At 41.1% G+C, this 14,327-nt stretch carries 10 protein-coding genes and 10 tRNA genes; 7 read left to right on the top strand and 13 right to left on the bottom strand.

The features are described 5' to 3' along the window. Positions 1-41: 41 nt before the first annotated feature. The gene (gene pepA / locus VCA1004_RS09025; protein ID WP_086981456.1) at positions 42-1,556 is read right to left on the bottom strand and encodes a leucyl aminopeptidase; all 1,515 of its coding nucleotides are present in this window, start codon (positions 1,554-1,556) and stop codon (positions 42-44) included. Positions 1,557-1,804: 248 nt separating this feature from the next. Here pepA and lptF point away from each other — a divergent pair, with 248 nt between their 5' ends. After that, positions 1,805-2,911: an LPS export ABC transporter permease LptF gene (gene lptF, locus VCA1004_RS09020; protein WP_086981455.1), complete on the top strand. Its 1,107-nt coding sequence runs from the start codon at positions 1,805-1,807 to the stop codon at positions 2,909-2,911. Further along, a complete protein-coding gene (gene lptG / locus VCA1004_RS09015) occupies positions 2,904-3,977 on the top strand; it encodes an LPS export ABC transporter permease LptG (RefSeq protein ID WP_086981454.1) in 1,074 nt (357 codons plus the stop codon). The genes lptF and lptG overlap by 8 nt, the downstream gene beginning before the upstream one ends. A 129-nt stretch (positions 3,978-4,106) precedes the next feature. Here lptG and VCA1004_RS09010 read toward each other — a convergent pair whose 3' ends face one another. Beyond that, positions 4,107-4,616: an RDD family protein gene (locus tag VCA1004_RS09010; protein WP_086981453.1), complete on the bottom strand. Its 510-nt coding sequence runs from the start codon at positions 4,614-4,616 to the stop codon at positions 4,107-4,109. Between the two features lie 198 nt (positions 4,617-4,814). Between VCA1004_RS09010 and VCA1004_RS09005 the strand changes: the two genes are divergently transcribed. The 5 genes from VCA1004_RS09005 (at position 4,815) to VCA1004_RS08985 (ending at position 11,032) form a co-directional block, all read left to right on the top strand. Beyond that, positions 4,815-4,899, top strand: a tRNA-Leu gene (locus VCA1004_RS09005). Between the two features lie 355 nt (positions 4,900-5,254). Then, positions 5,255-6,202: a glycosyltransferase family 2 protein gene (locus tag VCA1004_RS09000; RefSeq protein ID WP_086981452.1), complete on the top strand. Its 948-nt coding sequence runs from the start codon at positions 5,255-5,257 to the stop codon at positions 6,200-6,202. After that, the gene (locus tag VCA1004_RS08995) at positions 6,183-7,973 is read left to right on the top strand and encodes a GtrA family protein (protein WP_086981451.1); all 1,791 of its coding nucleotides are present in this window, start codon (positions 6,183-6,185) and stop codon (positions 7,971-7,973) included. The genes VCA1004_RS09000 and VCA1004_RS08995 overlap by 20 nt, the downstream gene beginning before the upstream one ends. Positions 7,974-8,148: 175 nt before the next feature. Beyond that, complete coding sequence (locus tag VCA1004_RS08990; RefSeq protein WP_086981450.1) at positions 8,149-9,576, top strand: NAD-dependent succinate-semialdehyde dehydrogenase; 1,428 nt, start codon at positions 8,149-8,151, stop codon at positions 9,574-9,576. 262 nt (positions 9,577-9,838) lie between these two features. Further along, on the top strand, positions 9,839-11,032 hold the full coding sequence (locus VCA1004_RS08985; RefSeq protein WP_086981859.1) for an ISL3 family transposase: 1,194 nt from the start codon (positions 9,839-9,841) through the stop codon (positions 11,030-11,032). 41 nt (positions 11,033-11,073) lie between these two features. Here VCA1004_RS08985 and VCA1004_RS08980 read toward each other — a convergent pair. The 11 genes from VCA1004_RS08980 to VCA1004_RS08930 form a co-directional block, all read right to left on the bottom strand. Beyond that, positions 11,074-11,149, bottom strand: a tRNA-Asn gene (locus tag VCA1004_RS08980). Positions 11,150-11,190: 41 nt separating this feature from the next. Then, positions 11,191-11,266, bottom strand: a tRNA-Thr gene (locus VCA1004_RS08975). Positions 11,267-11,302: 36 nt separating this feature from the next. Beyond that, positions 11,303-11,378, bottom strand: a tRNA-Asn gene (locus VCA1004_RS08970). Between the two features lie 40 nt (positions 11,379-11,418). Beyond that, positions 11,419-11,494 (bottom strand) — tRNA-Thr (locus VCA1004_RS08965). 55 nt (positions 11,495-11,549) lie between these two features. Next, positions 11,550-11,625 (bottom strand) — tRNA-Phe (locus VCA1004_RS08960). A 494-nt stretch (positions 11,626-12,119) separates the two neighbouring features. Further along, positions 12,120-12,195, bottom strand: a tRNA-Asn gene (locus VCA1004_RS08955). A gap of 52 nt (positions 12,196-12,247) precedes the next feature. Next, positions 12,248-12,323: transfer RNA gene (locus VCA1004_RS08950), tRNA-Phe, on the bottom strand. A gap of 6 nt (positions 12,324-12,329) precedes the next feature. Then, positions 12,330-12,405 (bottom strand) — tRNA-Thr (locus tag VCA1004_RS08945). Between the two features lie 54 nt (positions 12,406-12,459). Next, positions 12,460-12,535, bottom strand: a tRNA-Phe gene (locus VCA1004_RS08940). A gap of 145 nt (positions 12,536-12,680) precedes the next feature. Further along, positions 12,681-13,817, bottom strand: coding sequence for a membrane-bound lytic murein transglycosylase MltC (gene mltC, locus VCA1004_RS08935; RefSeq protein ID WP_086981448.1), 1,137 nt, complete (start codon positions 13,815-13,817; stop codon positions 12,681-12,683). Positions 13,818-14,052: 235 nt separating this feature from the next. Next, on the bottom strand, positions 14,053-14,325 hold the full coding sequence (locus VCA1004_RS08930; RefSeq protein WP_086981447.1) for an oxidative damage protection protein: 273 nt from the start codon (positions 14,323-14,325) through the stop codon (positions 14,053-14,055). Positions 14,326-14,327: the final 2 nt, after the last annotated feature.

Genomic DNA, 14,327 nt, shown 5'->3' with positions numbered 1-14,327 from the left:
TCTGTTGAAGTAAAAAGGGACCCGAAGGCCCCTTACAAGGATTACTCTTCAAATATTTGCGAACCGGAAGAGCGGTTAACTAAAAATTGCACTAATAAAGGTACGGGTCTACCGGTTGAACCTTTTTGCGCGCCAGATTTCCAAGCTGTTCCGGCAATATCCAGATGAGCCCAGTTGTACTTCTTAGTAAAGCGAGATAAGAAACAACCCGCAGTAATAGCACCACCTGGACGACCACCAATGTTGGCCATATCTGCAAATGGGCTATTCAGTTGTTCTTGATACTCATCAGCCATTGGTAAGCGCCATGCACGATCACCAGCTTGTTCTGAAGCATTAACAATTTCATGAGCAAGTGGGTTATGGTTCGCGACCACACCACTAATATGATGACCTAACGCAATCACACAAGCCCCTGTTAAGGTCGCCACGTCAATCACGCAATCTGGGTCAAAACGTTCTACGTAAGTTAGGGCATCACACAATACTAAGCGGCCTTCAGCATCGGTATTTAAGACTTCGACAGTTTGTCCTGACATGGTTGTGAGGATATCACCTGGGCGATAAGCATTACTACCTGGCATGTTTTCACAACCCGCTAGAATACCAACCACATTAATCGGCAGATTCAATTTAGCCAAGGCCTTCATGGTACCGAATACTGATGCAGCACCACACATGTCGTATTTCATCTCATCCATAGCTTCGCCTGGTTTTAATGAAATGCCGCCTGAATCAAACGTTAAGCCTTTACCCACAAGCACAATCGGTTTGACTTCTGGATCAGGGTTACCTTTATAGCTGATCACCGACATCATGGATTCATTACGCGAGCCACGGCCGACAGCAAGGTAAGAATGCATGCCAAGCTTTTCCATTTCTTCTTCACCAATTACCTTAGTGGTTATAGTTTCAAATTCATCAGCAAGACGACGAGCTTGAGAAGCCAGATAAGCTGGATTGGCGACGTTAGGTGGCATATTGCCAAGATCTTTACACGCTTTGACACCAGAGGAGACGGCTAAACCGTGTGCAATGGCTTTCTCGCCAAGATTAAGATCACGGCGAGTTGGTACGTTAAATACTAATTTACGTAACGGGCGACGGGTTTCTGGTTTGTTACTTTTGAATTGATCAAAGGTATATAAGCTATCTTTAGTCGATTCAATGGCCTGACGCACTTTCCAATAAGTATCACGACCTTTAACATGCAGCTCTGTTAAAAAACAAACCGCTTCCATTGAGCCGGTATCATTTAAAGTCCCGATGGTTTTTTGAATAATGTCTTTATATTGACGTTCACCAAGCTCTCGTTCTTTACCGCAGCCGACTAAAAGAACACGCTCTGATAGCATGCCCGGCACCTGGTGCAATAATAACATTTGGCCTGGTTTTCCTTCGAGATCACCTCGGCGTAATAATGAACTAATGTAGCCGTCGCTAATTTTATCGAGTTGCTCGGCAACAGGAGAAAGGCGACGTGGCTCAAAGACACCAACAACGATACATGCGCTACGTTGTTTTTCTGGGCTGCCACTTTTTACACTGAACTCCATGAGTACTCCTACATCCTAAAGACAAATAGAACTAAATGTTGGATAATAGTTATCAGGGCCTTAATTAGTTAATCAATTGAACTAAAATTAAGCAACACAACACTTAGTTGGAATAGTAATTTGAGTGACTCAAAAAAATCACTCGATATTTACAGATTAATATAGTTAAAAAACAGTAAAAATAATAGACTCATCGGAAAACTATAGTGATTCCGTCAAAAAAACAAGTTTTGTATAGGTAATGCTGCGTGATTATTGTTAGATATTTGATCCGCGAGACACTCAAAAGCCAGTTCGCCGTCTTCTTTGTGCTTTTTCTCGTGTTTTTGAGCCAAAAATTCATTAGCGTATTAGCGGATGCCTCTGATGGGGATATTCCTGCCAATATGATCATTTCCATTGTGGGGCTAAACATGCCGACAATGGGGCTATTGATGCTGCCTTTAAGTTTGTATGTTGGGATCTTATTAACCTTCGGCCGCCTTTACGCTGAAAGTGAAATCACGGTGATGAACGCCACGGGAATAGGGAATAAGTTTCTTGTTCATGCAGCCTTGTACCTTGCCGTCATTACCGGGGGCATTGCGGCCTTCAACTCCTTATGGTTATCGCCTTGGAGCCAAGAAAAAGTGACTCAACTGCTAGAACAGGTCGCCACCACCAGCAGCATTGATTTATTAAAAAAAGGTCAGTTTCAAGCTTCTCCTGATGGCAGTGCTGTGGTGTTTGTTGATGATGTCAAAGATAAAAAGCTGACTAATGTGTTTGTCGCACAAGCTCAGCCAAGAGAATCTATTCGTCCAAGCGTGATGTATGCAACATCGGGAGTGGTGCAAGAATACCCTGATGGCCGACAAATGCTGACCTTAAAAGACGGCAACCGTTATGAGGGCATTGCCAATACCTTAGATTATCGCAACACCACCTATGATGAATATTCCGCTCTGATTGGACAACGAGATGCGCAAAAGAAAAAGCGTAAGTGGGAAGCGATACCTACTTTAAAATTGATTGGTCAAAAAGATTTAGAAGCTAAAACCGAGTTACAGTGGCGTATCACCTTAATTGTGTGTATTCCATTATTGACCTTAGTTGTGGTGCCATTATCTGCGGTGAACCCTCGGCAAGGGCGGTTTGCCAAATTAGGCCCTGCTGTCTTGATTTATTTAGCGTACTTTTTAGCTATCAGTGCGATGAAGTCCGCCATTGAAGATGGTACGGTTCCCGCTTCTATTGGTATGTGGAGTATTAATGGATGTTTGTTAATCGCCGGTATTATTCTCAATAGTTTAGATAGCTTGTTTGTGCGAGGCCTAAAAGACAAATTAAGAAAAAGGAAGCTAAGTCGTGTTTAAAATTCTTGATTGGTATATTGGTCGAACCATCATAGCGACATCTTCTTTATGTTTGGCAACCTTAGTTGGGCTGTCTGCCATCATTAAGTATGTTGAACAATTACGCAAAGTTGGTCGTGGTACGTACGATTTAATGGAAGCATTATACTTTGTGGTATTGAGTATTCCGCGTGATATTGAAATGTTTTTCCCAATGGCGGCCTTATTAGGTGCCTTGATAGGGTTGGGCATGTTAGCGGCTAGTTCTGAACTTGTTGTTATGCAGGCCTCTGGTTTTTCAAAATTAAACATTGGGGTCTCGGTATTAAAAACGGCTGTGCCACTGATGTTAATGATCATGGTATTGGGTGAGTGGGGCTCGCCACAGGCACAAAAATTAGCGCGTGATTCTCGTGCTATGGCGATTGCGGGTGGCAGCATTGTGTCGGTACGTGATGGTGTCTGGGCTCGCGATGGCAATAACTTTATCTATATTGGCCGAGTCAATGGTGAGAATGAACTTGATAATGTCACTATTTGGCAATTTGATGAACACAAGAAGCTTAATGATATTTTAGCTTCGAAAACCGTTCTTTATGAAGACGATCACCGTTGGATGATGAAGGATGTGCAAATTACTCAAATGGATAATGAAGTCCAAATCAATAAAGAACAAATTGGCAACTATGAATGGAAAACAACGCTCACGCCCGATAAGTTAGCCGTAGTTACCGTGAAGCCGGAAGAGTTGTCATTAACGGGCTTATATAGTTATGTGAAATACCTAGAAGACTCAGACCAAGACCCATCACGTTATGATTTGGCGTTTTGGCGTAAAGTGTTTCAGCCGCTGTCTATTGCGGTCATGATGCTGATGGCTTTGTCGTTTGTATTTGGTCCATTACGTAGTGTGACGATGGGCGCGCGTATTTTATCGGGAGTGATCGCCGGTTTTACTTTTTATATTTCCAGTGAAGTTTTTGGACCAATGAGTTTAGTGTATGGCATACCACCGATTATTGGCGCTTTGGCCCCAAGTGTCATCTTCTTAATTGTCGCAGTTATGTTGATGAGACGAAAAGCCTAAAGATAACCCGGTGGGAAAGGCATAATTAAGAGAAACAAAGGCCAGAGTGATTTGCTCTGGCTTTTTTATGGCGTTCATTTATTTGTTAGAGTCGACAGTTTTTTTGTATTCGACATTTTAGCCTTATCCTCAAGACTTTTTCCTCGGTAACTTCTGACTTTCTAATTCGTGTGATTGGGATAAATGCACGACTTGGCATTTGGACCACATATCTTGCAATGCTCGCTTATCAGGATCAAATAAAACGGTAAGGTTACCTAAACCAAAGAATGAGGTGGCGACACGTAGTATGGATTGTTTAAAACTGATATTGCTGCCATCTTCGTTTTGTATCCTTAATTTCCACGCGCGCATACCTAAGGTTTGGCCTTTCATCCAAAAGAAACTTAAAAAGCCAATCCAGATGAACGCAACGTACCCATGAAAGAATAAGCTCCAAACTGGATGATGGTTGAGTAAGTCACTGGCATCTATATATGAGCCATAACTGATCAGGTTTTGTGATAATAACGCTTCCATCGATGCAATCACAATACCAACGGCGATCATCTCAATGGCAACAATGATTAAAGCGTCATAAAAAATAGCGGCAATACGACGTAAAAAGCCGGCAGGTTTTATTCGAGTGAGTGAATTCATAAGTTATCTAATTGCTAAATTTGACAGCAGAATAGCCAGTTGAAACTGGGATTTAAAGCGAAAAAATGTCTCAAGCGAGTATTTGTGTTGAAAATATCGACGATCGAATCAAATTCTACATTTAACACTTGCGCGTCATGAATGCATACGTATAATTCTCCTCATTCCTTAGCAACAAGTCTTGCTAGGTGACAATTTGGCGGTGTGGTGAAATTGGTATACACGACGGATTCAAAATCCGTTGCCTTCGGGCGTGGCGGTTCAAGTCCGCCCACCGCTACCAAATTTAAAGAAAGGCGTTCATGAAAATGGACGCCTTTTTTGCGTTTATTTTAATGCAGTTAGACGGCCAAAGTGCTGTATTGAGTGACTTCTAGTTATCCGAAGCTGAGGTTATTTACCCTTTTTAATTTTTATCTTCATTTGTCAGGACAATGTATGGTTTGTGAATTTTTTGACAAATCTTCATTTATTACGTGACTCTTTTCAAAAATAAACTATCTTAGATACAAATTGTTACATTCTTCGTGTGATGATTGGATGTCGTTTACTACTCCTTTATACCTTTCTTTTTAGAAAAGTAATACGACTGGCGCAGCTAATAGCGCTTTATTGAGTTGTAACCAAATGGGGAATTTATGAAAACGGTTTCGATTGTTGTACCTTGTTTTAATGAAAGTGAAGTAATTGATGCAACGATTGCTGAGTTACTTTCAGTCACCAAAAACCTTTCTGATTATCAATTTGAACTTATTTTTGTTAATGATGGTAGTTCTGATGATACCGAAACAAAATTATTAGCTCATAGTCGTCAACACGATAATATTCGCATGGTGTCTTTCTCTCGTAACTTTGGTCATCAACAAGCAGTGAGTGCGGGGCTAGATGTTAGTACCGGAGATGCTGTGGTGTTGATTGATGCTGACCTTCAAGATCCTCCTAGTTTAATCGGCGACATGATTGATAAATGGCAACAAGGCTTCGATGTAGTGTATGGCACGCGTTTGAGCCGGGAAGGGGAATCCACTTTCAAACGTTGGTCTGCCAAGTGCTTCTATCGCTTACTTGATAAATTATCGGAAGTGCCTATTCCTCTTGATACGGGCGACTTCCGCTTAATGGATCGTCAAGTTGTTGATCATCTTATTGCGATGCCAGAAAAAGCACGCTTTATCCGCGGGATGGTAAGTTGGATTGGATTTAATCAAACCTCAATCACTTACCAACGTTCTGCACGCTTTGCCGGTGAGTCGAAGTATCCGCTAACGAAAATGCTCAAATTTGGTATTGATGGCATTTTATCGTTTTCAGTGAAGCCATTAAAACTGTCTATTATGTTGGGCTTTATGTGTTCCGGTATTGCGATGTTGATGCTGTTGTATTCGGTGTATATACGCTTAATGACAGATCATTGGGAGTCAGGCTGGACATCCTTGATTATCTCGATTCTTTTTATGGGCGGTGTTCAACTTATCTCTATTGGCATTTTAGGCGAATACATTGCTCGAATTTACAATGAATCTAAAAATCGTCCTTTGTACATCATTAAGAAAAACCGAGAATCTGATGCTGCAGAAAGCCAATAAACTGCTAAATAACTTGATTTATACCGATCTAAAACAAAAAATCCGTTTTGGCTTGGTTGGCGGAGTGAATACTTTATCAGCTTATTTAGCCTTTATTGTGATTTATCACCTATCCGATCGTTATTTGCTCGCTTCAGTTCTATCGTATTTTATAGGAATGCTGATCAGTTATACGTTAAATAAACGCTTTGTGTTTAACAGCGCGCAGAAATCTGGACAATTTATACCATTCTGTATTGTGAATTTAACCTCTTTAGCCTGCTCTACGGCTACGATCTATGGTTTAGTTGAATATGCGGGAGTGATGGTATATATCGCCCAGGTATTGGCTGTAGCGGTTTCGATGGTGGTGAATTATCTTGGTTATCAAAAAGTCTTTACTCAAGGTGTGTCAATGAGTGAGTTTTATTCCCTATTTCAAAAAGAAGATAAATCCGTCGATTACTGGTTTATGTTCAAGGGAGTGATCGCTTTTCTGATACTTGCGGTAACCTTGTATAACGTTCATATGTCGGTGGTGTCAGATATCGCTCATGATGCTCTACCTTATATGAATGGCTATAGTGAGAAATTTGTCTCGGAAGGTCGATGGATTAACTTTGCACTGTTTTATAGTTTACGTGCTGTACCATCTTCTATGGCTGTGATTGTTTGTAATCTTTCATTATTTTATTTCGCCTATAAGTTAACACTAGGGGTTCGCCAGGATAAATGGTTGGCATTATGTGTGGCTTTATTGGTGTTAAATATTCCCTATTTCACCATGTTATTTAAATGGCCAATGACGCTGATCCCTGGTTGTGTAATGTTGGCGGTATTTGCCTATATGAAGGATAAGTTTAATCCTTCAGCTTTGTTGATCGTTTCTGGTATTTTATTATTTGCCACTTACCCTGCCTTTTATTTCTTAATACCGTTATTGTATTTACCAATGCTGAGAGAGGCGAGGTGGTCTGCGTTATTACAGTTTCTTTTCATGTGGATGCTGGGTTATGTAGTGGGGTATGCGGTTGCTAATAGTTTAGTGTATGCCTACACCTATTTTTTCTCTGATCAGGCGAGTTTCATTCATTTTGCCGATTGGCGTCGTTCTACACCCTCGACGGATATGGCAAGCTTATTGTCAAACATCATTAAAAGTGCTGCAAATTTTGAGCGTAATGCACTCTATATTTCGCAATTAAGTCCTTGGTTGTATGTACCCTTAGCAGGGACATTTTTATGGGCGCTAAAGCATCATTTTAAATACTGTTTAATAGTTTTATTGGTCGTATTTTCAATCTATGCCAGCGTGATCCCATTAGGAGTTCAAGTGCCATTGCGCTCGGGAATCACCTTACCGTTGGGCTTAACCATGCTGATTTTATTGGTTGATAATAAAATGTGGCGAACGTTATTGCTGGTTTTACTGTTTATCCCATTAAGTTACCAAATGCATGATTACAATGCAGGTTATACCAATAGTCGTATTGCCATGGCAAAGATAATGGAATCAGCGGCAGGGAATGGTTATTACCATCATCCCGAGAAGTTTGACAAGGTTGTTGTCAGTGTTGATGAAGCACAGATGACGGATTATATGTACCAGTTAACAGGGTCAGATACTTTTAAGGTTCCGAGTAATTTACGCTATCACTTCATTAAACCTTATTTTTATAAGAACGGGTGGCCTGACTCTAAAATTGAAATCATTAATCAGCCACGAGAGAAGATCCAAGGTAGCGCCTTTGTTCAGGCTAATGGTAAAACTTTATCGGTTCGCCTTGATTAATGATGATGAACACTTCTCAGCCTCGACACTTGTCGAGGCTTTTTTATAGCGAATAACATAGGAGGTGCGTGATATTCAAATGATGGATTTTCCTGATTTTGAAGCGCATTATAAAAACACTCAGTGGAGTCCATAAGCTAAACTGAGAATAAATAACATAAGAAAAGAGATGAATATGAAGCAAATAAAAAATAAAACATTACTCGCCTCAACACTTATCGAGGGTAAAGGGCTGCCAGTATTCAATCCATTTGATAATAGCTTATTAGCGACCGTTCCGATGTCTTGCCAAGCCAAAGTGGAACAAGACATCATTGAGATGGAGCTAGGCCAAAAGCAATGGCAAAAGCGTTCAGCGGCTGAGCGTTGTAAGTTGCTGAAAAAATGGCATCAATTGATTATTGAAAATGAAGATGACCTCGCCATGATTATCACCTTGGAAGGAGGGAAGCCTTTGAAAGAAGCGCTGGCAGAAGTTCGTTATGGCGCTTCATTTATTGAATGGTTTGCCGAAGAAGGTCGCCGAGCTTATGGTAATACGATTCCTTCACCAAGTAATGATAAAACACTCCTTACCGTTAAGCAGCCAATCGGAGTCGCAGCAGCTATCACACCTTGGAACTTCCCTTTTGCTATGATCACCCGAAAAGCCGCTCCTGCTCTTGCTGCGGGCTGTAGTTTTATCTGTAAACCATCTGAATTAACCCCGTTAAGCGCCTTTGCTGTGACTGAGTTAGCTTTCCAAGCCGGCATTCCTAAAAACGTTTTACGCATGGTTATCGGCCAAAGTGCGCATGAAGTCGGGGAAGCATTTACTTACCATCCATCGGTACGTAAATTTTCTTTTACCGGCTCAACCTTAGTAGGGCGTAAATTACAAATGCAATGTGCCTCAACCATTAAGCGCACCTCTATGGAGCTTGGAGGCAATGCGCCTTTTATCGTGTTTGATGATGCTGATATTGACAGTGCGGTTAAAGGGGCCATTGCCAGCAAGTTCCGTAACGCAGGGCAAACGTGTGTCTGCTCTAATCGTTTTTATGTTCAAGATGGGGTTTACGATGAGTTTGTCACTAAGCTGGTGGCAGCGGTCGATCAATTGAAAGTGGGTAATGGCTTAGATGCAGAAACTGATATTGGACCTGTGATCACGCAAGAATCAAAACAGCGGATTGTCGAGTTGATTGAAGAAGCGAAAGGTCGTGGTGCGAAGCAAGTCAACCGAGAACAATGTTTAGATGGTCAGTTTGTAGCGCCAACGGTTTTGGTTGATGTAGAACATGATAGGCCTTTAGTGCAAGGTGAAATCTTTGGCCCAGTTTTACCTATTATTCGTTTTTCTGAAGAAGAGAAGATGATAGAGATGGCCAATGACACCATTTACGGATTGGCAGCCTATTTTTATAGCCAAAATATGAATCGCATTTGGCGGGTCGCACATAACTTGGAATATGGCATGGTTGGGATTAATGAAGGTATTATCTCCACGGAAGTTGCGCCGTTTGGTGGGGTCAAACAATCAGGCAATGGCCGTGAAGGAGCAAAAGAAGGGTTGGAAGAGTATCTAGAAACGAAATACGTATGTATTGGTGGCTTAGATTAGGTTGATGAAATTCGGTGGAGAGGATTCTTCAGCGAATGCTCTTTCACCTAATACCCAGTAACAGAGTGGTGGAGAGATTCATCACTCTTTTTTTATGCCAATCACAATAATTAAATAGTAAATACGATTGATATAAATGGGTTTTAGCAAATCATAGGCAATAAAAAAGGTTCATCGCGGATTAGCGGGAACTTAAAACAAAAACGGTAGTAAGTGATAAGGTTACATCGCCAAACACAACCTTACACAAACTACCGTTTTCATGCCGAATCATACTTTTCTATCATCGTTCTGGGAAGGCTTTCATATAGTAAAGTCTCATCAGACTGAATCACTTATTACACTTACCCTGAAACCTAGTTCTATCGCTAAATGTCCTTGTGGACTTCATGCTCAATCAATACATGAGTACCAATGGCGTAACGTGAAAGAAGCAACGCTGCTTGGTCTACCCGTTGAGTTGCTTGTTCAAACTCGACGAGTTAAGTGCCGTCATTGTGGCATTAAAACAGAACAGTTATCTTGGTTAGAGCCTTATGCTCGCCTCACTAATCGCTTGAGAAGCTATATCGAGCAGTTGCTGCCTCTTTTACCCATAAAGCACATCGCCCAAATAACGGGTGTTCATTGGCACACAATTAAAGAAATAGATAAGCGTCGACTTCAACACGTTGTACCGCAGGTAAAATGGGGCGAACTAAGGCAGCTCGTCATGGACGAGTTCGCCATTTTTAAGGGGCATCGTTATGCCACTGTCATTGCTGATGCAAAGAGTCATCAGGTTATCTGGGTAGGGCTAGGTCGTAGCCGTAAGGATATTCGACCATTTTTCAAGCAGCTAGGTGAACATGGTAAAAATATCGAGGCGGTAGCAATGGATATGAATACTGCTTTTGATCTTGAAGTCCAAGAGCATTGCCCAAATGCACATATCGTTTATGACTTGTTCCATGTTGTGGCTAAGTTCGGTCGTGAGGTCATGGATAGAGTCAGAGTTGATCAAGCCAATAAGCTAAAGCACGATAAAAAAGCAAGACAATGGGTTAAGCGCTCACGTTGGGTATTATTGAAAAATAGAGATAATTTAAATACACAACAAGATAGCTATCTCACTGAAATATTGGAAATAAATAAGGACTTGATGACAACCTATGTGCTGGGAGCACAATTAAAGGAACTCTGGCGCTGTGAGTCAGAACTTCAGGTGAAAAACTTATGGAAGGTGTGGTGGGAGCAAGTGAATGATAGCGGAATTAAGCCGTTAAAAGAATTTGCTCGAAAGCTCCGTCCCTACCTTCATGGAATTATCGCCTCAGGAAGTTATCCGTTGAATACGTGCACCCTTGAAGGGATAAACAACAAGATAAAGTTAATCAAGCGGATGGGATATGGTTATCGAGATACCGATTACTTCTTCTTAAAGATAAAAGCGGCTTTCCCCGGAAAGCCGCGATGAACCATAAAAAAGCCTCATCAAATGATGAGGCTTTTTTAAAGTGGCTCCCCCTGCGGGACTCGAACCTGCGACATACGGATTAACAGTCCGCCGTTCTACCAACTGAACTAAGGGGGAATTATTCTTTTTTTATTTCTAATCTTCTCAATTAGAGATAATGGTGCCGACTACCGGAATCGAACTGGTGACCTACTGATTACAAGTCAGTTGCTCTACCTACTGAGCTAAGTCGGCACTGTTAGTTATTTGATATTTCAAACAACTTTAAAGTGGCTCCCCCTGCGGGACTCGAACCTGCGACATACGGATTAACAGTCCGCCGTTCTACCAACTGAACTAAGGGGGAATTATTCTTTTTTTATTTCTAATCTTTTCAATTAGAAAAATGGTGCCGACTACCGGAATCGAACTGGTGACCTACTGATTACAAGTCAGTTGCTCTACCTACTGAGCTAAGTCGGCACACTGTATTTTTTATTTGACGTCTTGTTAACGTTAGACACCAAACTATAAATAGTGGTGCCCGGAGGCGGAATCGAACCACCGACACGAGGATTTTCAATCCTCTGCTCTACCGACTGAGCTATCCGGGCGACGAGGTGTATTAAACGGTTTTTCGTGAGTAACGTCAACACTAAAATATAAAAAAATATCTGTTTGGACGTTTTCTAGTCGCGTTTGTATATTTATTCACACTTAAGTTCAAAAAAAGCTCAGTTTTAATGGCAGTTCAGAGTGAAATTAGCACCTAGCCATACGTTTTAATTAGGAACCTTGAGCAATAATAAGCGCGATATTATGTAGTTTGAGCGAGATCACTGAAAAATATTTACCATCAGTATGAAAAAAAGTGCCGATTATTCGTATTTTTTGCATTCTGATTGAGTTGAGGTTAAGTAAAGATGAATAGGTAGTGGGTTCATTGGTATAAGATCTTGGATAACGCAATCTGGTTGAGAGCAAAAAGGAAGAGGGGAGTCTGGCTGCCAATGAGCGAGCGTAATGATAATGGTGGCTTAAAGGGAAGAATGAAATGGAAATGATAAGTATAAAAAAAGCCTCATCAAATGATGAGGCTTTCTTAAAGTGGCTCCCCCTGCGGGACTCGAACCTGCGACATACGGATTAACAGTCCGCCGTTCTACCAACTGAACTAAGGGGGAATTATTCTTTTAACACTAAAACCAATTTTGTTTTCAGTCGTTAAATAAATAATGGTGCCTCGAGGCGGAATCGAACCACCGACACGAGGATTTTCAATCCTCTGCTCTACCGACTGAGCTATCGAGGCAATAAATGGTGCCGACTACCGGAATCGAACTGGTGACCTACTGATTACAAGTCAGTTGCTCTACCTACTGAGCTAAGTCGGCACACTGTATTTATTGCTTGTCCATGTTATTGCATAACACCAACAATTTAAATTGTGGTGCCCGGAGGCGGAATCGAACCACCGACACGAGGATTTTCAATCCTCTGCTCTACCGACTGAGCTATCCGGGCAACGGAGCGCTATTAAACGGATTTTCGTGTCTACCGTCAACCTGTTTTTGCAAAAAACTTAAAAAAAATGTTTGTTTGCTGCCTATTTGAACAGATTTATTGGTTTTGCAGTGTTGTTTAACATTTTGTTGTGGTTTTTTTAATATTACCTCATGTTATGAAACTCTTTTTTATAAGCGGTGACTTTTTCTAAATAGCGACGAGATTCCGCATTGGGGTGCTTTTTAGTTAATGCCCAGTACACTTGATTCGGCTGTAATTGATTAATATCGTTAATGGCTGAAGTTTTGCCGCCACCAAAAGTATTAAAAACCCCTCCCGAGCCGCCATTGTAAGCGGAGATCATGCTGTACTGTAAGGACGTACTATTTTGGATCCCTTTCAAATAACGAGTTTTGAGTAAGTAGAAGTAGGCGACACCGGTATCAATATTGTTCTCCGGATTATAGAGGTACTTCGGGGTAGGCATGCCTGAACGGCCTTTCACTAAGTTAAAAACATCATGTCCGGCGGTTTTAGGTACCACTTGCATTAAACCATAAGCATTTGCCCAACTGACGGCATAAGGGTTAAAACTGCTTTCGGTTTTTATGATGGCGTAAATAAGATCTTCTGGAATGCCGTATTGTTTTGAGGCTTTACGTACGATACTGGCGTACTGGTAACTGCGTAATTTATCATGGTTTTTTACCATAGGAATGGTGACAAAGTACGAGGTTTTAAAATCGATGGTACGAGTTTGTAGTTTGTTTTTGATTAAGTAATCTGCAAATTGATTGGCGCGCCATGACCATTGAATAGACTGACCATTTTGATCGACCACCTGATCGGATAAAAATGGTTTTCCTCCCATCGCAATTTCTTTTGACGAAAATAAATCCACATTAGCTGGGTTATTGGGAGTCAATAGGGTCGTCACTATCGCATGTTTGAGGTGGGCTTTAGGCTCAGTGCTGGCAATGGTTTCTATCGTGACTGTGCCGTTATCAAAATCGATATCAGCACGGTTTAAATAGCCATCGGTATATTTGACGTAAGTTTTAGCCCCTGCCATCTTGATGTTGTCTTGTCCCCACTTGTTGGCCACTTGTCCTGAAAACTGATTCATTAAGTTATCTAAGGCCGCGGTATCTTTAGCAAATTGACCTGGGAGTGGAGCGAGGTTTTTTGCAAAACGGTTGGTGGGAGTGTAGTCAACATCATAAATGCTTTCGATAAATTCTCGACTGCATCCCGTTAAGGAGAAACACAACACGATTAAGAGCCAGTTATTCTTTTTCATTTGATAGCAATTACGTCAGGCACTGAAAAGCGCTCATATTGAACCTAATACCACGCATACTCATTATCGGATCATCTCATGAGTGTGAGTGGTATAAAGTGGTGCAATCAATAGGCTTTTCTAAAAACAAAACAGGCATTGATTTGTATTTAGTTTGCACAACATACAAACCAAAAACCTCAATGCCTGTGCGACAATGGTTAGGAATTATACCGAACTTATTGTTTATAACCAGTTATTCACTTGGTGGTGTATAGCCATCGATAATGATGTCTTTACCTTCAAATAAGAAGTTAACCATTTCAGTTTCTAAAAGTTTGCGATGTTCTGGGTCCATCATGTTGAGTTTTTTTTCATTGATCAGCATGGTTTGTTTATGTTGCCATTGGCCCCACGCTTCTTTACTGATGTTGTCAAAAATACGCTTTCCTAAGTCACCAGGATAAAGCTGGAAATCCAGACCTTCGGCTTCTTTGTTTAAGAAAACACAATTTACAGTACGGCTCATGA

It is taken from the genome of Vibrio aphrogenes (genome assembly GCF_002157735.2).
Classification (GTDB): domain Bacteria; phylum Pseudomonadota; class Gammaproteobacteria; order Enterobacterales; family Vibrionaceae; genus Vibrio; species Vibrio aphrogenes.
The sequence above is the reverse complement of the archived record's forward strand: the minus strand, read 5'-3'. Positions and strand labels throughout refer to the sequence as shown.

Excerpts from the sequence above, each read along its gene's own strand:
- pepA (WP_086981456.1), bottom strand. The coding sequence starts at position 1,556 with ATGGAGTTCAGTGTAAAAAGTGGCAGCCCAGAAAAACAACGTAGCGCA.
- VCA1004_RS09010 (WP_086981453.1), bottom strand. The coding sequence starts at position 4,616 with ATGAATTCACTCACTCGAATAAAACCTGCCGGCTTTTTACGTCGTATT.
- VCA1004_RS09000 (WP_086981452.1), top strand. The coding sequence starts at position 5,255 with ATGAAAACGGTTTCGATTGTTGTACCTTGTTTTAATGAAAGTGAAGTA.
- VCA1004_RS08995 (WP_086981451.1), top strand. The coding sequence starts at position 6,183 with ATGCTGCAGAAAGCCAATAAACTGCTAAATAACTTGATTTATACCGAT.
- VCA1004_RS08990 (WP_086981450.1), top strand. The coding sequence starts at position 8,149 with ATGAAGCAAATAAAAAATAAAACATTACTCGCCTCAACACTTATCGAG.
- VCA1004_RS08985 (WP_086981859.1), top strand. The coding sequence starts at position 9,839 with ATGCCGAATCATACTTTTCTATCATCGTTCTGGGAAGGCTTTCATATA.
- mltC (WP_086981448.1), bottom strand. The coding sequence starts at position 13,817 with ATGAAAAAGAATAACTGGCTCTTAATCGTGTTGTGTTTCTCCTTAACG.
- VCA1004_RS08930 (WP_086981447.1), bottom strand. The coding sequence starts at position 14,325 with ATGAGCCGTACTGTAAATTGTGTTTTCTTAAACAAAGAAGCCGAAGGT.